18 protein-coding genes are annotated in these 23,417 nt (G+C 43.9%); 5 read left to right on the top strand and 13 right to left on the bottom strand.

All coding sequences use genetic code 11. From position 1 onward, the window contains the following. The first annotated feature begins 117 nt into the window (after positions 1-117). Positions 118-981 (top strand): cupredoxin domain-containing protein, encoded by an 864-nt coding sequence (locus BLS14_RS33075; protein ID WP_256336274.1) that lies wholly within the window; start codon positions 118-120, stop codon positions 979-981. Positions 982-1,120: 139 nt separating this feature from the next. On the opposite strand, the gene BLS14_RS32945 is transcribed toward BLS14_RS33075, so the two are convergent. Further along, positions 1,121-1,246, bottom strand: a complete 126-nt coding sequence (locus BLS14_RS32945) for a hypothetical protein (protein ID WP_063562644.1) — start codon at positions 1,244-1,246, stop codon at positions 1,121-1,123. 203 nt (positions 1,247-1,449) lie between these two features. On the opposite strand from BLS14_RS32945, the gene BLS14_RS08065 reads away from it, so the two are divergent. After that, positions 1,450-2,898: an amidohydrolase family protein gene (locus tag BLS14_RS08065; RefSeq protein ID WP_176854433.1), complete on the top strand. Its 1,449-nt coding sequence runs from the start codon at positions 1,450-1,452 to the stop codon at positions 2,896-2,898. A gap of 209 nt (positions 2,899-3,107) precedes the next feature. Here BLS14_RS08065 and BLS14_RS08070 read toward each other — a convergent pair whose 3' ends face one another. The 8 genes from BLS14_RS08070 to pdxS form a co-directional block, all read right to left on the bottom strand. Further along, positions 3,108-4,190, bottom strand: coding sequence for an ABC transporter substrate-binding protein (locus BLS14_RS08070; RefSeq protein WP_090950892.1), 1,083 nt, complete (start codon positions 4,188-4,190; stop codon positions 3,108-3,110). A gap of 339 nt (positions 4,191-4,529) precedes the next feature. Continuing rightward, positions 4,530-5,114 carry an LOG family protein gene (locus tag BLS14_RS08075; RefSeq protein ID WP_072733167.1) on the bottom strand — a complete coding sequence of 195 codons (585 nt, stop codon included), beginning with the start codon at positions 5,112-5,114 and terminating at the stop codon, positions 4,530-4,532. A gap of 6 nt (positions 5,115-5,120) precedes the next feature. Continuing rightward, complete coding sequence (locus tag BLS14_RS08080; protein ID WP_090950896.1) at positions 5,121-5,999, bottom strand: RCC1 domain-containing protein; 879 nt, start codon at positions 5,997-5,999, stop codon at positions 5,121-5,123. 153 nt (positions 6,000-6,152) lie between these two features. Then, positions 6,153-7,505 (bottom strand): FAD-binding oxidoreductase, encoded by a 1,353-nt coding sequence (locus BLS14_RS08085; protein WP_090950902.1) that lies wholly within the window; start codon positions 7,503-7,505, stop codon positions 6,153-6,155. Positions 7,506-7,690: 185 nt separating this feature from the next. Further along, positions 7,691-9,742 carry a serine hydrolase domain-containing protein gene (locus BLS14_RS08090; protein ID WP_090950907.1) on the bottom strand — a complete coding sequence of 684 codons (2,052 nt, stop codon included), beginning with the start codon at positions 9,740-9,742 and terminating at the stop codon, positions 7,691-7,693. Between the two features lie 118 nt (positions 9,743-9,860). Continuing rightward, positions 9,861-11,159 carry an ATP-binding protein gene (locus tag BLS14_RS08095; RefSeq protein ID WP_090950912.1) on the bottom strand — a complete coding sequence of 433 codons (1,299 nt, stop codon included), beginning with the start codon at positions 11,157-11,159 and terminating at the stop codon, positions 9,861-9,863. A gap of 1 nt (position 11,160) precedes the next feature. Further along, positions 11,161-11,901 carry a LytR/AlgR family response regulator transcription factor gene (locus tag BLS14_RS08100; protein WP_072733171.1) on the bottom strand — a complete coding sequence of 247 codons (741 nt, stop codon included), beginning with the start codon at positions 11,899-11,901 and terminating at the stop codon, positions 11,161-11,163. A 250-nt stretch (positions 11,902-12,151) separates the two neighbouring features. Then, entirely contained in the window at positions 12,152-13,036 is an 885-nt protein-coding gene (gene pdxS, locus BLS14_RS08105) for a pyridoxal 5'-phosphate synthase lyase subunit PdxS (RefSeq protein ID WP_211754044.1), read from the bottom strand. Positions 13,037-13,168: 132 nt separating this feature from the next. Here pdxS and BLS14_RS08110 point away from each other — a divergent pair, with 132 nt between their 5' ends. Then, positions 13,169-14,659 (top strand): MocR-like pyridoxine biosynthesis transcription factor PdxR, encoded by a 1,491-nt coding sequence (locus BLS14_RS08110; protein ID WP_090950916.1) that lies wholly within the window; start codon positions 13,169-13,171, stop codon positions 14,657-14,659. A gap of 167 nt (positions 14,660-14,826) precedes the next feature. On the opposite strand, the gene BLS14_RS08115 is transcribed toward BLS14_RS08110, so the two are convergent. The 3 genes from BLS14_RS08115 to BLS14_RS08125 all read right to left on the bottom strand — a co-directional run bounded on the left by BLS14_RS08115 (position 14,827) and on the right by BLS14_RS08125 (position 19,157). Continuing rightward, positions 14,827-16,095 (bottom strand): cytosine deaminase, encoded by a 1,269-nt coding sequence (locus BLS14_RS08115; RefSeq protein ID WP_063562655.1) that lies wholly within the window; start codon positions 16,093-16,095, stop codon positions 14,827-14,829. Continuing rightward, on the bottom strand, positions 16,064-17,344 hold the full coding sequence (codB, locus tag BLS14_RS08120) for a cytosine permease (RefSeq protein ID WP_090806903.1): 1,281 nt from the start codon (positions 17,342-17,344) through the stop codon (positions 16,064-16,066). The genes BLS14_RS08115 and codB overlap by 32 nt, the downstream gene beginning before the upstream one ends. A gap of 406 nt (positions 17,345-17,750) precedes the next feature. After that, positions 17,751-19,157: a family 4 glycosyl hydrolase gene (locus tag BLS14_RS08125; RefSeq protein WP_090950920.1), complete on the bottom strand. Its 1,407-nt coding sequence runs from the start codon at positions 19,155-19,157 to the stop codon at positions 17,751-17,753. A 199-nt stretch (positions 19,158-19,356) separates the two neighbouring features. On the opposite strand from BLS14_RS08125, the gene BLS14_RS08130 reads away from it, so the two are divergent. After that, positions 19,357-20,187 (top strand): helix-turn-helix domain-containing protein, encoded by an 831-nt coding sequence (locus BLS14_RS08130; protein WP_072733527.1) that lies wholly within the window; start codon positions 19,357-19,359, stop codon positions 20,185-20,187. 100 nt (positions 20,188-20,287) lie between these two features. Here the strand turns inward: BLS14_RS08130 and BLS14_RS08135 are convergent, their stop codons facing one another. Beyond that, the gene (locus tag BLS14_RS08135; RefSeq protein ID WP_256336280.1) at positions 20,288-21,403 is read right to left on the bottom strand and encodes a phosphotransferase enzyme family protein; all 1,116 of its coding nucleotides are present in this window, start codon (positions 21,401-21,403) and stop codon (positions 20,288-20,290) included. Positions 21,404-21,785: 382 nt separating this feature from the next. Here BLS14_RS08135 and BLS14_RS08140 point away from each other — a divergent pair, with 382 nt between their 5' ends. Next, positions 21,786-23,390 (top strand): type 2 periplasmic-binding domain-containing protein, encoded by a 1,605-nt coding sequence (locus BLS14_RS08140; protein WP_063562659.1) that lies wholly within the window; start codon positions 21,786-21,788, stop codon positions 23,388-23,390. Positions 23,391-23,417: the final 27 nt, after the last annotated feature.

Genomic DNA, 23,417 nt, shown 5'->3' on the forward strand with positions numbered 1-23,417 from the left:
ACGTTCTTATGATAATTCTGATATATTAGTACATGAGTGAGATGAATGATCTTGATCGTAATGTTATGAGTAGATAACTACCATCATTACTGTATGGATATTAGGAGGAATAAGATTGTGTTATTAGCGATATTAAGTATAGTTATGGTCGTACTTTTTACAGCATTCATTGTTCTTAAAACGTATAAGCGAAAAGAAAAACTTACAGGTATGCCTGGCATGATGATCGCTATGACCATTGGCATGATGTCCAGCCTTGTACTTGGTGTACAATTAGGCATTGTGTTTCCTCGTGATCTAACAGTCCCATCCATTGCCGCCATATTGTTTGGCTTAGGAGCCGGATACTTCACAGGCAAACCTATCAGTATATTGGCAACTTTGGATGGTATGTTGGCAGGAATCATGGGTGGCATGATGGGCGCAATGCTCGGGGTAATGATTGGTCCTTCCTATATCATGATGATATTTGTTGATATCCTATTCATTTTTATTTTGAGCGTTGCTCTTCAATTGTCGAATCAAGAAACGGATACTAGCGCTAAAACAAATAAAAGTGGAATTGGTGTGCCGTTTATTGGAGGTATACTCACTGTAGCTTTTGGAATTGTAGCTGTGGGTGCAACGTTATTTTACCAATTCCAACCGAATGATACATCGGCAATTAAATCACAAGAATCACAGAGTGAGCAAGCTAATTCTGTTCAAGAAAATTCAGGATATCAGATTGTTTCTGTCGACGTAAAATCAGATGGTTTTAGTCAAGAAAATATTAAAGTAAAAGCTGGCGTTCCGACGAAAATAAATTTTATAAAACATTCAGGTTATACATGTATAAGAAGTGTTCAGTCTAAAGATTTAGGAATAGATGTGTATCTTGAAAAAGGTGACAACTTCATTACCTTAAAAGATCTGAAACCTGGAACGTACAACTTTAATTGTGGCATGTACATGTATTATGGAACGATCACCGTAGTATAAGCGAGAAATGTAGGATCATGTTAGGGAACATTATGTCAGTTAATCATGACATAACGTTCCCTATTTAAATTGCTTTTGTTGACCTTTACATAACAAAAAAAACCGCCAGCGAAAGCCAGCGGAAATTCTAAGCTTAATATTAAACTAAGAATGCTTTGGAGATGATAACCAACAGAATAAACAATACCAGAATTGCACCAACGGACGTGAAGCCACCGTATCCTCCACCAAGTCCGCCTACATTTCCATATCCAACTTCGCTCATGTTTCTTCCCCCTCTTTTGTGGTATGTGTTAGATTATTCAGGATTTGTTAATTTGACAAGGCTAAAAATAAAAAAGGCTACTGCTTCCTCTTCCCTTTCAACCGTAAGATTTTTGTAAGAATGAATTAATAAAAAATCAGGATTCACACTCTAGAATGAAGATATATTGGTTGATATCATTCATATCTATGAGGAGGACAATAATGAGTTTAACGAGAGAATTGGGCAGCTTCAAGAAGTACATAGTAGGGTTCATGGCATTTTGGATTGTGTTAGCATGCGCTACAGGTACCGGTTATGCAAGCATTGAACCTGCGACAAGGCAGACGTTAGCGCTTGAGCATGCGACGATTGTAGATGTAAGGTCCGGAAAGTTAGCCAGCGATCAGACCATTATCATTAAGGATAACAAGATCAGTTACATTGGAAGTAGCAGTCAAACGGCCATTCCCGATTACGCGCAAGTACGGAATGCTAAGGCCCAATACATCATTCCCGGTCTGTGGGACATGCATGTCCATCTGGAAGATAACTATAAAGACGCTTTTCCTCTCTTTCTGGCTAATGGTGTAACCGGAGTAAGGGAGATGGGCGCGGCGCTGACAAACGTCGATATATGGAAAACGAGTATTCAAGCCGGAATGCCTGCACCACGTCTATTCTATGCAGGTTCGACTCTAAATGGAGGTCCTGCTGACGAAGCCCCACACATGTTCTACCTGAGCACAGAGGAACAAGCGCGGGAAGCTGTACGTCTCAATGTGGCAAAAGGCGCGGATCATATCAAAGTGTACTCTTGGTTGCCGCGTCCTCTGTTTCTAGCAGTCATGGATGAAGCCCAAAAATACGGTTTGCCAGTTGTCGGTCATTTGCCGGTAGAGGTTCGAGCCAGCGAAGCCGTTCAGCTAGGATTTAAGAGCATAGAGCACCTACACGGGTTGTTTATTGCCACTTCGAGCATCGAGGATGAACTTTTCAAACATGCCGACATGAGTGATTTGCTTGGTTATTCGCTCGCAGAGGTCGCGGCTTCCCAATCTTATGATTCAGTAAAGGCTAACAAGCTGTTCCGCAAATTCAAAGAAAAAGGTGTCTGGCCTGTACCGACCATGGTTACCTATTTGAATATGGCCAAAACCGAAATCGATCCGCGGTCCAAATACGTACCGACGGCCGTGCAGAAGCAATGGGCCGAAGTGATTCGTGCCACCCCTCCCGAACAAACGGAATTAATGGAGGCCATCAATTCCCTAACGCCGGGCATGGTCAAAAAGTTAAATGATGCTGGCGTGCCTATGCTTGCAGGCACCGATTCCAGTTACGAAATGACTAACTTTATATACGGCATTTCCTTGCACGATGAACTTGAATTGCTAGTTAAAAGCGGCCTCACCCCACTCCAGGCCTTGCAGTCAGCAACGTTGAATCCGGCACGATATTTGGAAAGAGAGCAGGAACTGGGCACCGTAGAAAAAGGAAAACTTGCCGATCTCGTAATTCTTGATAAGAATCCGTTAGAGGATATCCGAAATACGACAAGCATCTCAGCCGTTATCTTGGATGGGAAACTGATGGAGAAACAAACTTTGGACCATGCAGTTCAAACCTATCCCGTGATAAAAGTGGTCGATGTGAAAGAGGAAACGCAATAATCTGGGTCTTCTGCCAATAAAAACATCCTTCATTAATCATTAATGCGGACAAGCCCTTCTCTTCCCGAATATGAAGAGGAAGGGCCTTATCCTGTTTCGATACTTTGATCATATTAAAATGAAAACGACAGCCCAGTAAATTACTGTTCTGCCGTTAAAATAAACATGATATTTATCGGATCATGGTAATCAAGCAAGCGCATGTGCCCTTACAAGTTCAGATCATCTGCAAGTGCTTCAACTCCTGTGAAGATAGAATCCCCGTAACCCCAGAAGTTGTTGAAATCGATAACGTAAATTTTCTTGTTTTTAATCGCGTTAATACTTTGCAATTGCTTGTTGGCTAGCAGCTTTTCAATCGTTTGTTCTGGATCAATACCGCCGGCATATTTCGAAATAATCATGGCATCTGGATTGATCTCGATTAGCTTCTCCAAACTGAGGGTGCCTTCTTCGTTAATCAGCATATTATGGATATTGATTAATGACATTGCACTTTCAATAAATGTGTCTCCATTTCCGTTGTACACTCCAATGGTTCCATCACCATTATCAAAGAAAGATGCATAATTGATCGTTTCAGCGCTTGCTCGAGCCGATAACGCTTTCTCACGTGCTTTGAGCTGATCGATATATGCCGCTGCATTCGCTTGTACGTTAAATATTTTACCTAGCTCAGTGATATCCTGATATAGATTATCTAATTTTGCGTCAGTAACACTGGTACTTTGTACAAATGTTTTGATATTCATCTCATTCAGACTGTTTACAGTGCCAACGCCCCAATCAGCATCTTCAAACAATCCCCCGCGCCCCATAATCAGATCAGGTGAAGCACCTATGGTCACTTCTTTACCTACATAACCTTCAGATAACACAGGAATTTTTTTGAAATCTTCAGCAATATCATCAGGTACATTGCCAAACAACGCCGCTACGCCAACAATCTTGTCAGTCAAACCAAGACGAATCAATAACTCTGCTGCACCTTGTGTATTGGCAACTACTCGTTCAGGTGCCTTATCAAAGGTTTGTTCCTTTGCCACCCAGGTGCCGTTTTCAGTTGTATAGTTTGACACAACAAATGGGTATGTTGTTTGAGCTGCGCCTGTAGCATCCGCATCCGTTTTTTGCTCATCTGTTGAAGCATTCGTAGCGGTATCCGTCACTGCTCCCTGTGAGCTAGTGTTTGCATCTTTGCTGCTGCCATTACTACTGGAGCAAGCTGCAAGCACAAAAACAAGTGCAGTAATTAAACAAAGGATTGCTCCTTTTTTCACTCGTAAAAACATTCAAAATCTCTCCCTTTTCCTTTTTCTTTTTGGCCATTATGTATCATAGTCATTGTCAGTATACAGCAAATGTCGAACTACGTAAATGAGAATGATAACTATTATCATATAAAGAAGTTGCGATTTATAGAGCCCCACATTCCATTGGTGAAATTTCCACGACAGATCAACTATCCATGCCCTCGAGATCTTCCGTTTCTAGTAGCACATCCAGATAAAACAAAAAAAGCCGCTATAATAGCGACTTTCAATGGAGCCCTAACCGATTGTGCCAGTCGGAACGTGCCGTCTTCGAACCTTCTACTCATCCGTTCGTTACATTGCCGCTGATATTAAACATTAATTGTATTGACGAATATCAGGCGGTACATAAGTACTTATAAAAGTGTTAATTTCGTCTAAAGAATCTGTAACAAGTATCTTTTGTCTATCTGTTTTCGTTAAGAAACCTTCTTCGACCATTTTGTCATAGAATTGGCCAATCAGATCATAATATCCGTTCACATTGTAGAAGATGCATGGATTGACATGCTGCCCAATTCTCCCCCACGAAATGACCTCTGTAATTTCTTCAAGTGTCCCTGGTCCACCTGGAATTGCAATATAGCAGTCTGCAAGTTCAATCATTTTAGCTTTTCTCTCATGCATATTAGACACAATAATGATTTTGTTAAGCTGCTCATGGGCCAGTTCTCTCGCTTGCAAAAAGGTGGGTATAACCCCAGTAACAATGCCACTACGTTGAATCACAGTATCAGCGAGTACTCCCATTAATCCTGCTTTTCCGCCACCATAGACTAGTTCATGTTCCTGGTCAACAATCCAGTTACCTATCTGAACGGCAGCTTTCTCGTAAATAGCGTTGTTACCTTTACTTGCACCACAATATACCGCAATCCGTTTCAATTCAATTCCCCCGTCCATAGTAAATTAGCCGCGCCAACTGCTTACATCACATTGACCATATTCATTATCCCCCACAGCCACCACCGTGCCGTCTGATTTAATGCCAAGAGTATGAGCACAACCCGCAGCTACCGCCACAATATCACACCAGCCCCCTACATTGCACTGTTCATGCTTATTCAACCCCACAGCCACAACCGTACCGTCCGATTTAAGGCCAATGGTATGATTACTTCCTACCGCTATCGCCGTAATATTACCCCAGTCGCTTGTATCGCATTGGCCATGTTTATTCCTACCCACGGCAACCGCCTTACCGTCCGATGTAAGCCCCACGGTATGAAGATACCCTGCCGCTACTTCGACAATGTCGCTCCAACCGCTTACTTCACATTGGCCATACTGATTATTGCCCACAATCGTCACCGTTCCGTCTGATTTAAGTCCGACGGTATGCCAGTCACCCGCCGCTACCGCCAACATATCACGCCAGCTGCTTACATCGCATTCGCCTTCATTATTTCGTCCCACTGCAATCACTGTGCCGTCCGATTTAAGACCAACGGTACGACGCCACCCCGCAGCAATTGCTACAATATCGTGCCAGTCGTTGACTTCGCATTGATCGTGTATATTCCAACCCACAGCCACTACAGTGCCCCGAGACGTTAGGCCGATGGTATGCGCATTACCCGTGTTCGTTGCCATGTGAACATTACCAGCAGCTACCGCCACCATATCGCGCCAACCGTTTACATCACATTGTCCAACTTTATGATCACCCACTGCCGTCACCGTTCCGTCCGATCTAAGACCAATGGTATGACGTCGCCCCGCCGCTATGGCGGTATATTTAGGGCGCTTCACCTTTAATGCTGCTTCAATCGACGAAATGTAATCCATCTTTTACCTCCTTAAAATAAATTACCAGAACCCCGTTGCAGTATGAATATTATTTTTTTACATCTTACTCTACAATAAATAGTAAATACAACGATTAGAAAGGTCAAAAAAACCGTTAACTCTTTTCAGAATTAACGGTTTGGAAATCGTACCCTATTTTAATTTAGCCGGTGGAATACTTTGCGGGTTATTAAACACATTTTTCGGATCATATTTCGCTTTTACTTTTCTCAATCTGGCAAAGTTCTTGCCATAATAGGTCGGCCCTGGATTTTTAATACCTTGGTCTGGTACGTTAATGTACGACCCAACAATATAAGGTTGCAATTTCTTTCTTGTGTTCCGAGTCAAAGCAATATTTTTAGCTGCACGCGATGGCTTCACCCATGAGCTGTTCCATTCTACATAAAATTCAGCTTTACGCCAATAAAACGCAGTGGCTTGAGGAGCGACTCGACTTACAGCACCGCCCCAGTTAAGGAAATAGAAACCGGCTGGTGTACCTTCCTCTGCATTTTCCAGAAACTCACGCATGACTTTGAAGGCTTTATCCGGGAATGGCTGTCTACCAAAGCCACTGGAAAACTGGTTGCTGTACCTTTGAGTGAGCACAGGATCTGGGGCTAGCAAAAACTTCGTGGCTGCCCTGTATGGCAGGTACAGAATGCTTTTTTTGGTAGGCGTTCCTACGCTAAGAATGGGTTCCAACTGACGGAGGGCTTCACTCTTCGAACCGAGGTATACCCCTATCATGCTAACATTTCCGCCTTTTTTGGGACCAACACTTAATTCACTTCCCAGCTTGGTACTGGCATTAGGCGCCCATACTTGCCATTTCTTCACGACTTTTTCGAACTGATTCCATGGCCATGTGATACTAAATACAGTAGCTTTGGCTGGAGAGCGCCGCACCTTGAATTTATATTTAGTATATACACCGAAGTTACCGCCTCCGCCGCCACGTGTAGCCCACAGAAGATCGGAATTTTTCTTTTTGTTCGCCCGAATAATCCGCCCTTTAGCGTCAACCATTTCGAGCTCGATTAGATTATCACAGATGAGACCCGTTGTCCTTTGCAGTGGACCAATTCCACCACCAGGTGTTATTCCACCAATTCCAACCGTTGGACTGTCACCAAATGGGGCCATATATCCTTGTCGAGCCAACGTATCCACGATTCTTCCTACCCGATTACCTGTCTCCACGACGGCCGTTCCGCTTTTTTTGTTTAATTTGATTCTCTTCATTTCGCTAACGTCGATGACAATACCACCATTGACCTGTGATAGGTTGGGCTCTAAAGCGTGCCTCCCACTTCTCGGACGAATAGGGACCTTATTTTGACGCGCCCATCTTATGGCATTGGCTACATCCTGTGTTTTTTGAGCAAATACAAAAACTTTAGGGAATCTGTCCGTATGCGGATCCCAGTTCTTCCGAGCCACTTCATATCCAGGGTCACCTTTAAACACCACTCGCCCTGTAAGCTTAACTTTTGAAATCACGTATCTATCCAACTCCTTAGTTATGAAAACACATAATTTTCATTAACAAATTAGGCTGATTCCATATAACCTATGAAGGAGAATCATGTTGTGTTTGGGCGTATAAAAAAAGAAAAATATCGGATCACGAGCAACCTACGCTCAGAATCCGATATTTTCGAATGAAATCATTTTTCCTTATGCAATCACTTTAGTTGAATCTTGAAGACATCTCCCGCTTCACCACCAAAGACGATAAAACCACCTTTAGGAAGCAGCGTTGATTGTTGATTCGTTGCTTTTGAAAATTGAAGCACTTCACCTTTATCGTTATATACCGCATAACCTCCGCTCTCCGGAGAATCCACCGTTAGCGTTTTATTCGCTGAGCGGGAATCGATGGCATACCACCGAGCTTGACCGTTTGAAGGGATGGTGGTGATGCCTTTTTTCCCACCGAAGATTGGTGTAATGGCTTCCTCCGCAATATACTCCTGTCCATCCTGAGTTAAGTACTCCGCTTCGTTCTTCGTGCGGAAATGCAGATCGAAAGCATCTCTTCCGTTCATCACAGGAATCTGGGCAACATTCTCTGCATTATACGGATCTACAATTTGTGTGCCATTCGCATAACCGTTCTCCACATCTACGGTCAGGTTTTTGATCAGCATCGATGGCACCAGATAGAAGATCGACGTTATCTTTTCATCCAGCGCGTAATATTTCGAGCCGTTTCTAGCCTTCCATTTCTCTTTCGATGCTGTATCCAGTGAATTCTTTTCCAATTTTTGATAATCATATGTGTTCATGACCGTTTGGCCTAATCCAGGCAGCGTGATATTCGCCTGAACTTTAAAATATACCTTGTCGTTGCTTTCTTTCTCGAAGCTGACCTTCACACTTCCATCGTCACTCGTAAATTCCCCTTCACCTGTGTACACGTAATTCTGCTCCGGGATAAGTCCTCCCTGCATAGCCGGAAGTGCGATCTCGCCATTTTTAACCTCTATATCAAGGGTTGAACCTACCGTACCATAGTGGCCTGAATACGCCGTTAATTCCGATGGCATCGTTGTTTTGACAGGTTGTGAGAAAGTTTGTTCAGGCTCTATCTCGTCGATGATGCCTTGATCCTGAAGAACCTCCAGCAGAACTTTAGTGGCAAACATCTGATTATAGATAGAAGACCCGCCCGAAGATAGGACCGCTATTGATATATCATGTTCCGGTATAGTGATTAATGAGGCATGATACATCATGGTGTCTCCACCTTTGGCAAGTGCGGTAATGCCATAATCGCTGAACGGTGCTAGTGCTACAGCATCCCATCCGAGACCATAGTTGAAGGTATTTCTCTCTTCGGACACCCATATTCCCCGACGATATTCATGATTTTGCATGGACTCTGCTGCTGATTTGGACAGAATATCCGGTTTGTTTCCTATCAACACTTCAGCGAACTTGCTTAATTCTTCTGCAGTCGAGTAGACTCCACCTGCACCGATGATATTGGCATTTTCGACAGGCAGTTTCGTTTCAAACGAAGGCCAATAGGTTTCCGATAATTGTTTTCTATCAAAAGAATCAAGCGGTGTCTTGGTTGCTTGCAGCTGTAACGGCTCACTGATGAACTTGGCAATAAATTCGCTGTAGCTCAATCCACTCACACGTTCAACCAATATCTCAAGCAATTGAAAGCCATCATTGCTATAGACGGAATAGGCTCCCGGGGTTGATTTCAATTTCTCTGACTTTAGTTTGAGTAGTAATTCATCATGATTGCGGGTATCGGTATCGTCAAATAACATACTGTTTCCATAATGGGTGCCATAAAGCCCGGAGGAATGGTTCATGAGCATTCGTGGGGTTATTTGGGTATACCGGGCGTCTGCCATTTCAAAATCTTTAATATAGGAAGTGAGGGACTGATCCAGATCCACTTTACCGGAATCCACCAGCATCATGGTGGCAGCCGTGACAACCATTTTGCTAACGGAGCCTATTCCAAACATGGTATCCTTGTCGACTGGTGTCTTGGATGCTTTGTCCTGAAATCCAACACTGTCGGACAAAATGATCTTCCCTTCATCCATGATCGCATATTGTAAACCTGTGACACCATAATTCTGCACCATCTCTGTGGCGAGTCGCCCAGCCTGATCTTCAATCGCTCCCATCTTGTTCGTCTCTGCACTGACATCTGTCATCGGAATGACTACAAGTACAGCCGTACATAGCATACTGATTAGTTTCTTCATGATAATAACTTCCTCCCTTATGATACTGCTCATATAATTACATTCATCATATCGGGGAAGAAGCATATAGAATGATAACGAACCCTGAATGGAAAAAAACAATCCCCGAACGGTATGTTCAGAGACTGTTCATGTCAAAAGGAAGAACGACCATGTTATTAAATGTCCGATGATGATTCTCGATACTCATATGTCCGCCATACTTGTCGCACATTCTCGATATATTGGTTAAGCCGATCCCATGGAACTCGGGATTGGGCTTCTCACTCTTGAGGTGAGTCAATTTTTGCTCCACATGATTTAGAATCTGGATTACGAGTGCAGACGCCGTGGAGTGAATTGCAACCAGGATATACCTGTCTTCGGCATGTCTAACTTTCTTGGAAGCTTCGATGGCATTATCCAACATATTGCCGAGCACAACGCACAGATCATAACGATCGATATGGAGATGTTGTGAATGGAGTTGAATACGGGTGTCGACTTTGATCCCATTTGCCTTCCCCACGGCGATGGTATTCGTAACAAGGGCATCGATAACAAGATTGCCGGAGTTCACACGCTGGTACGCTCCTTCAATCTTATTCAATGTGAGTTTAATATGCTCACCTGCGGCATCAAGCTTGTTTTGCTTGATACACTCTTCAATGTACAGGAACTGCTGATTGGTATCATGGATGATGCTTTTCACGTTTTTGAAACTGTGCACTGTCTTTTCATAGTTGGCATCCTGATAGTCCATCTGACGCTGTAGTTGAACATTTTCATGTGCGAGCTGAACCTTTTCCACCATATTATCGAATACATAAACAATGAACACATTGAGAAAAAGAGAGCCCAGCACGGAAACGACGTAATATATATTTTTTTCACTATAAGTCGAGGCCACATTGATCTGATAGATCGTAATGGTAGGTACGATCAGAAACAAGAAATAATAACGATAATGCACAGCGAAACTTCTCCGTTTGGCAATCAAACGCACAATCTGGATAACAATGAACATGATACTGCAACCAAGCAACATCACTTTGGAGAACACCCAGTGATAATCCACGTTGAAATGATCCCATATGCTGTAATCCGTGGAATCGATCGCACTCATAATATATACGGCAATGTAATTTACCGTTGTGAGTAGTACTGCATAGAGGATGGTAAAAGCAAGTTTTATGATGAATTCCACCTCATAGGATTGTGCCAGGCTGAAGATGAATAACAATGCAAAAGCGGACGAAACGACAGGTGAAAATGAAGATACCAAATAGAAATACCCTAGTACGATAAATACAATGAAATAGATTGCTCTATATGGCTTTCGTCTGGACTTGCCCAGCACGGAATTGAAATAAAAATTCACCTGAAATGCCATAAGTAAAGGAACGACGAAGACGGACAAGATTACATACATATCCATATCACTGAATCCTCATGATCATATATTTGGTATAAGCATCCTTGACTTCCTTTACTTTGGAGCGGCCTATAGGCAATTCCGTACCATTTAACATGACGACTTGGGTACCCGCAAACTTCTGAACATGCATCAGGTTGATGATAATCGAGCGATGAATCTGCAAGAAACCATGATCTTTCAAAGCGGTAGCGTAACCGGATAAGATGCCTTTGCTCTCATGCGAATTTTCCTGAGTCACAAATTTTAATTTGTTCTTGATCGTCAAACTCTTCATGACCTCAATCCAGAGAATATCATCGTATTTCAATAGAAGCTCTTCATAGTCTGATTTAATCAGTACATACTTTTTGTCCAGCGCTATAAAATATTGGCACAGCTTAATCATTTTCTCCTCGAAGATATCCGGCAGGATTGGTTTGATCAGATATTGAAAAGTAACCACATCAAAACTCTCCACCATATACTCGGGGTAGCTGGTCAGAAACATGATTTGCACATCCAGATACTTCATATTCCTGATTTCTTTGGCTGTCTGGATTCCGTTCATTCCGCTCATCTCCACATCCATGATGAGGATATGAAACGTGTCTCCAACGTTTTTATAATGTGAGACGAGCTGCTCACCGGATGCAAATAATGTAATTTGAAAATCAATATTCGTTTTTAGAGATAAGGAGATAAGCATCGTTTTTACAAGTTCTCTTTGGTTCTCCTCGTCATCACAGATTGCAACATTGAACATGTTTGAACATCCGCCTTTCATCGACATCGATGCTGAATTTCACTCTCAAATATACTATTTTATCACAGGTTTAAGAGCGAGATTCGGATGAAACGCATGATTCAGACCCTAAAGCGCAACAAAGCCGATCAATTTTATCCATTGATCGGCTTTTCTTGATATCTATTCCTACTTCATTCAGGCTCAATGCTCATATACAGCGTTGTGCAAAATCATAACACTACTTTAAAACTACTGTTCTATTTACGCCTTACCAACCGCGGTTGGACATGCGCTCTTCTGGAGCCAATTTAGAAATTTCAATGCCTTTCATAGGGGCACCCAAGTTTTTGGATACTTCGGCAATCAGTTTGTAATCCGTGTAATGTGTTGTAGCTTCAACGATTGCACGAGCGAATTTCTCAGGGTTATCTGATTTGAAAATACCTGATCCTACAAACACACCGTCTGCTCCCAGATGCATCATTAGTGCTGCGTCTGCCGGAGTGGCTACACCGCCTGCTGCAAAGTTAACGACTGGAAGTTTTCCATTTTCATGAACATCGCGCAGTAATTCATAAGCTACGCCCAGATTCTTGGCTTCAGCGTACAACTCATCCTTGGACATGTTTTTCACTTTGCGGATCTGGCTGTTAATCAGACGCATATGACGAACTGCCTCAACAATGTTGCCCGTTCCAGGCTCACCTTTTGTACGAATCATCGATGCACCCTCACCAATACGGCGAAGAGCTTCTCCCAAATCTTTGGCTCCACATACAAAAGGTACAGTGAATTCATGTTTATCGATATGGAATACTTCGTCTGCAGGCGTAAGAACTTCACTTTCATCGAGATAGTCCACACCTAGGGATTCAAGTACTTTGGCTTCTATGTAATGACCGATACGCGCCTTGGCCATAACCGGAATAGACACAACCTTCATAACCTCTTCCACGATGGTTGGGTCTGCCATGCGAGCTACACCACCGGCTGCGCGAATATCGGAGGGTACCCGTTCAAGAGCCATAACAGCTGTTGCCCCTGCTGCTTCAGCAATTTTAGCTTGTTCTGCATTCATAACGTCCATGATGACGCCGCCCTTTTGCATCTCAGCCATTCCTCTTTTTACACGATCTGTACCTGTTTGCATGATTGTATTCCTCCTAATTAAATTTATTGTTTCACTTCAAGCTATGATTTAGTATAGAATGAGAATGGACAACTAAAAAGATCCAATAATTTCGGTTTTTATTGTACCACTTCTAAATTAAACTCTGGAGGGCATATGCAATTTCATGTAGCTTACAGTTCATATTTGAACCGAAAATATACCAAGATGAAGGCTCTCTATCATGCGATTCGTGATGCTATTCATGAAGGTAATCTGGTGCATGGCGAGAAGTTACCATCTACGAGAGAGTTAGCTGCGACGTATCACATTTCCCGAGGCACAGTGAATCAGGTTTATGATACATTGACTGCTCAAGGTTACATTCATTCAGAGCATGGAAGAGGAACCTTTGTTGCTTATCAGTTGGATTTAAGCAATGATGCGTCCACCGTGAAAGCTTGCGCTCATCACTTATCAGCCTGGGGGAATCGTATTCAGCAGTTTGAACAGCACACAACTCAAAGGAATTCACAAACCAATGCACAAACAAGCAATTCCAGAATAGAAAGCGACGAAGTTATTGATTTTAGCAAATACCAGCCTGATTTCTCCAAATTCCCTTACGATGAATGGAACAATCGATTGTATGCTGAGATACGAAATCGAGAGCATCACATAGAAACAACCTCTGCTCTTGTTAGTTCAACAGGAGAGCCGAAATTGCGAGAAGCCATTGCTGCCTACCTTCGGCGGATGCGGGGGATTCAAGTCGATGCGGATCATATTGCAGTGACTGCAGGCTCTATGCAAGCTATAGCTCTACTCACTCAATTACTTGCAGATCCCGGGGATCATGTAGTGACGGAGAGTCCTTGTTATATCGGGATTTCTCAAGCCATTTTGGCTGCAGGTGCAACGTTGATTGAAGCCAATCTCGATGGTCAAGGCGTTGTTCCCCAAAACTGGGAAGCACGTATGTTGTTTGTCACGCCGTCCCGACAATTCCCTACTGGCGAAATGCTCAGCCTTGAACGCAGACAAACATTGCTGGACTGGGCACATCGTCATGATGCCATGATTGTCGAGGATGATTATGATAGTGAATTCCGATATCGCGGAATGCATGTTGAACCGCTGAAAACATTGGATAAAGCGGGGCGCGTAATCTACCTGGGTAGCTTCACGAAAACCTTGCCTTTGGAAGTACGGCTTGGTTATGTGGTTCTCCCCCCTACTTTGGCAGACACCTTTAGAAAAGCACAGGCATTATACGAGCCAAGACCCGTCAATCTGATCGAGCAGCGGGCATTAGCCGCATTTATGACAAGCGGCCAATATGAGCGTCATCTGCGCAGGATGAATCGTTTATACAGTCGCAAATTTCATCTGTTACTCAAACTTTTGAACCAGCAACTCTCAACATGGTTTGATTGGGTGGAAAATGAAGCCGGTCTGCACGTGTTTGGCTGGTGGCGAGGTGATGCGTCCACTTATGAAGTCTTTCGTTCGTCGGCTAGATCAGAAGGGGTTGTATACGCAGAAGTCAGCAGTTCAACGTCTGACGGTACGAAGTATGGTATCTATTTATCATTTGCACATTTGTCAGATGTTCAATTACAGGAAGGCGTATCCAAATTAAAAAATGCCGTCACAGCTCCATTGTGAGGTACTCTCTCTCGTCTCTATCTCGACTTTCAAAACGGAACAACAAAAATCCCCTCTTTTGTACAGGAAGATTCCACAATCATGGAATCTCTATGGACCTGTCCACCCTGAGGGGATTTATTGGCTAATGCGAGGGCTATGGTTGATGCATCGCACTTTTCATTTAATTATTTATTGAACGTAACCTTCTCCGAACCACCTTCAAGAATGATCGACGTGTCACGAGGTTTTGTTTCCGCGATTTTACGGCCACCTCTATACGAGTACAGTACACCAGCCTGTTTTCGAACAGCCTCGTATTCATTCTCTGCTTCAAGAACGATGAAGTTGGCAGGTTTTCCTACTTCAATGCCGTATACATCCTCGATATGCAACGTTCTTGCGCTGTTTTTCGTAATGAGATCGACCGAATTTACGATTTGATCATAACCCAGCAACTGCGAAGCATGAATACCCATATGCAGTACTTGGAGCATGTTGCCCGTTCCTAGCGGATACCATGGATCGAAAATGTCATCATGACCGAAGCACACGTTAAGACCAGCTTCCTGCAGTTCTTTGACGCGAGTCAGACCTCTTCTTTTTGGATACGTGTCGAAGCGCCCTTGCAGGTGAATGTTGACCAACGGATTGGAGACGAAATTGAGGTCAGCCATCTTCAGCAATCTGAACAATTTGTACGTATATGCGTCATTATAAGACCCCATCGCTGTCGTGTGGCTTGCTGTTGTACGAGAGCCCAGTCCGCGTTCGTAGGCTTCCTTGGCAACGACTTCCACGAAGCGGGATTGCTCATCATCGATCTCGTCGCAATGGATGTCGATCAAACGGTCGTATTTTTCAGCAAGGTCAAAAGCAACCTTCATCGAATCGACGCCGTATTCTCTCGTGAATTCGAAGTGCGGAATGCCGCCGACCACGTCAACGCCCATTTTCAGTGACTCTTCCAGCAGTTCTGCACCGTTTGGATAGGAATGAATACCTTCCTGTGGGAAAGCCACAAGCTGAATGTCGATGTATGGTGCCATCTCTTCTTTTACTTCAAGCATCGCTTTGACTGCAGTCAAGGTTGGGTCTGTAACGTCCACATGTGTCCGCACATGTTGGATTCCTTGCGCCATTTGCCATTTCAGTGCTGTTTTGGAGCGAGTTTTAACATCTTCATGTGTCAAGAATGCTTTACGTTCCGACCAACGCTGGATGCCTTCAAACAGCGTCCCACTCAAATTCCACTCCGGCTCGCCAGCCGTTAACGTTGTATCCAGATGGATGTGAGGCTCAATGAACGGTGGCAATACAAGTGAACCGTTGACGTCAAGTACTTCCTCATTTGCAGTGGCTTGTAGCTCCTGTGTAATTTGTTCGAACTTCCCGTCTTTTACAACGATATTCCATAGACCTTCTTTACCCCGCAATTTTGCGTTCTGTATAATCATTTATTTTCCCCTTTTCTTTAATGGATTCTTTGTTAGGAACGATCAGCATCAATACGATGTAGGCCACTGCCGTACCGATCAGTGCATTCAGTGGTGTTACGCCTGGAGCCAACTGAGCAAACGCAACGCCGATGGCCCAAGCCACCATTGCTACCCAGTTTACAGTTTTGAAACTCATCTCAGCAAACGGTTTATAGTTTCTGCGCTTCACGAAGAAGTAGTCTGCGATGATGATGGCCCCAATGGACGGTACTGCCGCGCCCAGCACATTCAGAAAGCTGACGAAATTGTTGTACATCCACATGGCAAATACTGTACCCACAATGCCGTTTACGATGACGAAGAACTTTTTCGAAATTTTAGTAATGTTGGCAAAACCCAATCCGGAGGCGTACAAGGCGTTATCGTTGGTTGTCCAGATATTGAGTCCAAGAACGATAATCGCAGGAATGAGCAGGCCTTGTAGGAACATGACCTCCGAGATATCAGCCAGGTTATATGCCATTGCACCAACTGCCCCGAACAGGAACATAAGCGAGTTCCCAAGGAAGAAGGCAATAACCGTTGCGGTAACCGCCTGCTTGGACGTCCGGGAAAACCGAGCAAAATCGGGCGTCAACGTTCCGCCACTAATGAATGAACCGATACAAATGGTCAATGCTGCTGCCGCGGTGAGTGTCTCTGTCGGCGTGTAATCGAGCAATCCTTGCAGACCTCCCAGCGAGCCTGCACCTTCGAACATGGAGTAACCGCCGAGAATGGCAATTGCCGGTACCGCGATATAACCCAAGATGACGAGCGATTTCATACCGAAGATGGCTGATGCCGTCATAGCAAGACCAAACAGGATAATCAGCAAGTACACGTTCCAATCCATTGCTTTGGCAACCGGAATTGCGAACATGGCCACGCCTACCCCGAACCATCCGACCTGTGTGAAGCCGAGCAGGAACGATGGCAGGTACGATCCTTTCGCACCGAACGCATATTTAGCAAGTAAATGTGTGGAAAGGCCTGTCTTGGCAGCGATATGCGCCAGTGCTCCTGTATAGATACCGAGCACCAGATTGCCCGCAAGCACGATGCCAATGAATTCCATGAACGTCAAACTGACTCCAAGCGTACCCCCTGCCAACATACTCGCCGAGAAGAAGGTGAAACCCAACATTACGGATAACGTCTTCCAAAAATGATTTCTCTGCGTTTTTGGCACCTCTTGCCATGAAAACTCTTGATCTTGTTTGCTCATCAGAATACCTCCAGCTTAAAGTGTATCTGATACCAAAAAAAAGCAGAAAAAAGAGGCTACTCGTCAAGTTACACACTGACAAGTAGCCTCTTTTTACATCATAATCCGCGCGAAGACGCAGAGCATCCCTGTGGGGATATGCCCTGATTCACGCGTGATTATAAAATCCGCTGCCCTTGCCAGCCTCTCTGGACTGAATTAAAGGTACCAGTATTCAATTACATTTATTATTTTAGAAAACGCCGCAGATGTCAATGTCATTATTATCCAAAGGTTATAAAACCCTTCTACAGTAAGCTTTTTTATACTTCTTTATCTTTTAAATGAACTAGGATTTATTAATAAAATCAAAGACCACGTAGTTTCCTTCAGAAGGGTTAACGTGGTCTTTTATCATTATCTATACTTAGCTATACTGCAGTCTGTCCTTGTACCAGACGTCGGGAATCATATCACGTTCCAGTTCCAACAATTCATGAATGATCTTGTCCGCGTCACTGATGGAACTCACGAGTGGATCGGTGAGCATCGCCCTTCTCAGCTTCTCGTAGCTCTGCTCCAGAACAGCTTCGACCGTCAGCTCATGTGTATCCAGTACAAGTTCTTGCATTCCTCTTACTCCACGCGGCATCTCGCCTACATGAACTGGCTTAACTCCGTCCATTCCCACATCGCACAGCACTTCCAGGAACGAATCGGCATTCATATTGGTTACCGCGCCTTGATTAAGCGTATTGATGAAAAACTTCTTCCCCAAATTCCCTACCATGTTCTCAATGATATCAGTCGCATGGTCTGGCCCAAAGGTGCTCATGTAATCGGCAATCGGGATGTTCCCCGCAAGAAAGTCATCCACCTGACGCCACATTTCGTCGTGACGCTGATACCTGTCCTCTGTCTCCCAGATGGATAATGGCGGAATTGCGTCTGTAGTCTTACCCAGACCTTGCCAATACCGAACGTATTCCTTCGTATGAGCCGTGCAAGTGGGGATGATTCCGAAAATATCATACAGTTCGTAGGTAATCGCATCGTTAAAAATAGCTTTTGCTCCGCGATCACCGCCGTTGTTCTCATCACCTGCCATTTTGCGCATGGCTTCCGCGATTAGGGGCATCACATTTTTCCCTTCGAATTCCGCTTTAAGCAGCCAAGTGAAATGATTGACGCCAGCGATGCGGAAATCGAATTTCTGATCGATCTCATTGGTGAACTCGTCTGTCTTTTCGATGATTCCAGCGCTTACAGCGTAATAGGCTTTCTTATGCGGCATATGATGACTATCGCACAGGGCAAACGATTTCAGCTTCGGCGCATAGCGATGTAATGCGATGCCATGAACGGTAGACGGGTTAATATAATTAATTACCCAGGCATCAGGACATAGCTCTTCAATGTCTCTGGCGCATTCCATAATAACCGGAAGCTCTCTCATTGCCCTAAAAATTCCGCCGGGGCCAATCGTATCGCCGGAACACATACGAATGCCATACTTTAGAGAGACTTGGCAGTCAATTCCTCGATATTTGACTGATTGCTCTGCAAAGCTAAGCACAACGAAGTCAGCTCCCGGAAGCACTTGTCTTCGGTCCACCGAGCCCTCAATCTTTAAGGATACATTGTTTTCCCGGGCGACCCTCTCTGCAAGTGTTACCATTTTCGAGAGCCGCTCCTCGTCCGTATCCACTAAAGCTAAAGTTCCCTGGTTCAAGTATGGTGAGTGAACCATCTGCCAGATGGACTGACGACCAAAAAACAGGCTTCCCGCCCCAATAACAACTACCTTTGGATGCTGTGTGTTTGTACCATTCATTACGAACCCCTCCTCTTAACGATATAAGTTCATTATAGGCGAGTCGTCTGAGATCGGAATGTGTGATAGTTTTCAAAACATGTCATATGGTACGATGATTAACAAGAGATAAAACCTTGGTTATATTAGTGATAAATCAAAGGATGTCATAAAGTGGAGGGGTGATGAGTTGGATCAGACGCATGCAGGGATAGTAAATATGAGTATAATGGACGAACTTTCGGAGTATATCACACTTCGTATGAGCTCTTATTTGGAACAAACTCACGATAGCAATTGGATGGAGCACAAGTCACATTCCGATTATGATCTGTGGTTTATTACAGCAGGCTCCGTCCAGATCACCATCGATGGAATCGCGTATACAGCGAACCCGGATGACGTCGTGTTTTTTTATCCAGATATGCCCTATATTGCTTCTACGACTGGAGAGCTGTGCCGATTCATATACATGCACTTTGATTTCAGCATTGCCGAGCAAAAGCGAATTCTAGGCGAGTTTCAACTGCCGGGCATCGTACCTGGCAACCTGGTTCGGGAGGAATCAACACTGTTCACCTCGTCCTATCGAAGGTTCAAGCAGGACAGCGGCGCTTCCGGAAGTCCACTCTATTTGAAGGCTTCCCTGCTTCTCGTCATTGCAAAAATTTTGGAGCTTCACGGGCAAGGTCTGTATAACGGTGAATTTCTAAAAGACCAAAAACCGAGGAAAACGGAAGGAAGTCTGGAGGTTCTACAGAACGTATTTCCATACGTGGATGCGAATCTGCACCGTGTCATCCGAGTTAGCGAACTTGCGGCCATTGCCGGTGTCTCTGAGAAATATTTCATTTCTTTGTTCAAGAAAATTCTGGGCATTACGCCGGGACAGTACATCAATCAAATCAAGATGAACCGGGCACGTGACTATCTGTATGAGAAAAAATATACGGTCCAGCAAATTGCCGGATTTCTGGGCTATCCCGATCCCTTCACCTTTTCCAAAGCATTTAAAAAATTTTACAACGTGCCTCCTTCCAAATTCGAATAGAGTGCCATAGCTAAACGAAGAGGCAACCGGTCTATGCCGGCTGCCTCTTTGTTTAGTCACTGGTTATTCATGCTTCAGGTGTATGTCACTTCAGCGGTCCTCATAACGTAAAGGGTGCTTCACTCGAATACATGTCATGGAAAAATCCCCTGTACGGTATATCCTCTTCCAGACATTTAATGAGATACAACACTTCTTCGTTATCCTCCGGTTCTTCGCCCGTATGCTGCATTTCCTCCAATTGACCTAGGATATTCTCCAAAAGGGTAACTTGAATAAATAAAGGCAGCTTCTCCAACATCGAATCTTCGATCTTGGTTTCGGAAGTATAACCAGCGAGGGCGGTTTCAAAATAATCATGCATGAACGCTTTGCGTTTACCAGCGTCAGGTTCGAATTGTATCCAGCCCACACCATGTGTCCATAGATCTGCTAGATCATACATATACCAACCGAAGCATGAATTATCGAAATCATACACCGTGATCTGACCCGTATCAAAATCGATCGAGTAATTCCCATCGTTATAATCGAAATGGATCATTCCGAATGTTTCCTGGTTTGTATCCAAACCTGTTAAAGTATTCAGCAGCTCGACCATCTTCTCCTTAAGCAGCGAGAATGATTCAGGTATCAAGTTGTTGATATATTCACCTTTGTAATTATCAAAAAAATGATGCCGGCGATGGACGGGTACATAGCTTTTGGATAGCTGATGCATTTTGCCCAGAACTTTGCCGCTATTATAATAGTATTCGGTAAGTGGAACACCTTCTCGGTACTGATAATTATTTTCTACCAGCAACTTTCCCTTGGCCTTGTTAAACAGGCTGACAAAAAACGTATGATGATCATAAGTGATCTCTTCTAACAGACTGCCCTTCTTGGAACTCACTACATTCGAAACGCTGGCTCCATGATCAAACAGATACTGGACATATTCCAGCTCGGCAATGTAATCTTCCCGCTTTCTGTCAGGCAAAAAAGACACTCGGAGAATTAGCGATTCATCCCCCTCTTGCTCACAGGTGTAAACGACATTCCGCCCACCCTCATGAGGTGGAATAAGCTGAATGTTATAACCCTCCAGATGAAACAGCTCGGATACCAATGCCAGTACATGCGTATTGCTGATGTTAACAGCTTCGTTAAAGTTAATAATAATCTCCTCCAGTAAACATTGTCGGGACGATCTCCCGCACTGCAATGTCCACAAAAGGAATTCCCATGCCGCAAATATCCTTCTGTGAACCTAAAGCACAATCACCTTGTTAGTCATTGAAATTCGCTCCTTTTTGTTCAGATGTATATATCTTAACCTAAAATTCCAGATTCTTCTATTGTTTTTGTTAATACTGCCGCCACGTAATAATATCGAATCAAAATATCTGGGTCGTTGTCATTGGGCCATGAGTAAAAAAAGATTTGGTGAAAAGTAAAAAAAGTGCACAACCCACTTTTGTCATTTCTCCGCTTTAACCCAAAAGTAAAAAAACATGTGGATTCTCGTCAATAACCTTTATATCCCGTTCTCCCTTTCTCGTTTAGACTATTTTCAAGAAAACGTATTCAAATATGACGCTTAAGGGGGAAAGGAAATGAACAAGAAAACCAAAACTTTGATGTTGTCTTTATGCCTGTCGACCTTATTGGTCGCCGCCTGTACAAATGGAAGCAGCACCGAGAAAAGTACATCCAATACCGATTCGGATGCCAACGAGGGCGGAATAACAACCATCCACACCGTAACGTCAGAATATACTTCTGCCAAATATCCAAAGGGAGATGATATCACAAACAATGTGTGGATTAAGCGATACAAAGAGCAGTTTAATATCGATGTCAAAACAGACTGGGTCAGCGATGAGTATGATACCAAATTGAATTTGGCTATAGCATCGAATGATCTCCCCGACGTGTTTAGGGTTAATCCATCACAATTAAGGCAGCTAGTCGAAGCAGATATGGTAATGGACCTTACCGATGTCTTTGAACAACACGCTTCAGAACGTCTCAAAGGCTATATGGAAACGGATGCGGATAGCTATGAGTCTGGTAAAAAGGACGGCAAACTGTACGGGATACCGCAGATGCACTGGGGATTAATTGAACAACCCGATTTCATCTGGATTCGGAACGATTGGAAAGAAGAACTGGGTCTCCAAGATCCGAAATCGGTGGAAGACATCAAGAACATTGCACTGAAATTTATGGAAAAGCACGGCGGATATGGCATAGCAGTAGATCAATCACTCGATTACCTCAACCTGCTCGCCATTGCATGGAATGCGCATCCAGATATGTGGATGGAGGATAACAGTGGGAAATTAGTGTATGGCTCAGTCCAGCCTGAGATGAAGAATGCACTGGCTGAGTGGTCGGAATGGTACAAGCAAGGTATCATTGATCCGGAATTTGCAATCAAAGACTTTAATGCGATGAACGCGGATATCGTAGCCGGCAAAGTGGGCGTACAGCCTTATTACCAGTGGTGGGGTTATAATCCTGGCGTTGATACAGTAGCCAATCTGGGTAAAGACGCGATCTTTTATCCGTATATCATCCCTACCATTGATGGTAAGGAAGCGAAACAATCCATCTTCTTCGCCAACAACAATTATATTGTCATGAAAAAGGGATTTAAGAGCCCTCAAGAAGTGATTAAGATTTTGAATGACTATGCTTATATCGTTGATGAAGGCAATGGTAAGGAATCCAAAGAAACACTATCCGCTTTGCTCGACAATGATATTGCCCATGTGGTCGGGGCGTTCCGTGTACTTAATCCGAATTCAGATTACGAGCAGTTCGAGGCTGTATCAGCAGCCCTTCAATCCGAGGATACCAGTGGGCTCACAACTTCGGGAATGTGGCAGAAATATAACAACAGCGTTGAGTTTATGAAGAATGCAACACCGGGAGCAGTTGGTGATTATCTGCAACAGGGTGCTCCAAAGAATGCGTATGGTCTGGCTAAGAAAGTACTCGATAGCGAGAACTACACAAAGACGGCGCTATGGGGTGTTTCACCGGAGGTGCTATCAAGTTACGGTACAACGCTGGATGATATTCTGACAGAAGGCTTCACCAAGATCATCATGGGTAGTGAACGTATCGATTATTTCGATGTTGTCGTCCAGAATTGGCGAGCGGCCGGAGGCGATGAAGCAACCCAGGCAGTTAATGATGCCTACGGAAAATAATAATGCGGTTGCCAAGAACGGAGGAAT

The sequence above is a fragment of the Paenibacillus sp. OK060 genome (assembly GCF_900101205.1).
Classification (GTDB): Bacteria; Bacillota; Bacilli; order Paenibacillales; family Paenibacillaceae; genus Paenibacillus; species Paenibacillus marchantiae.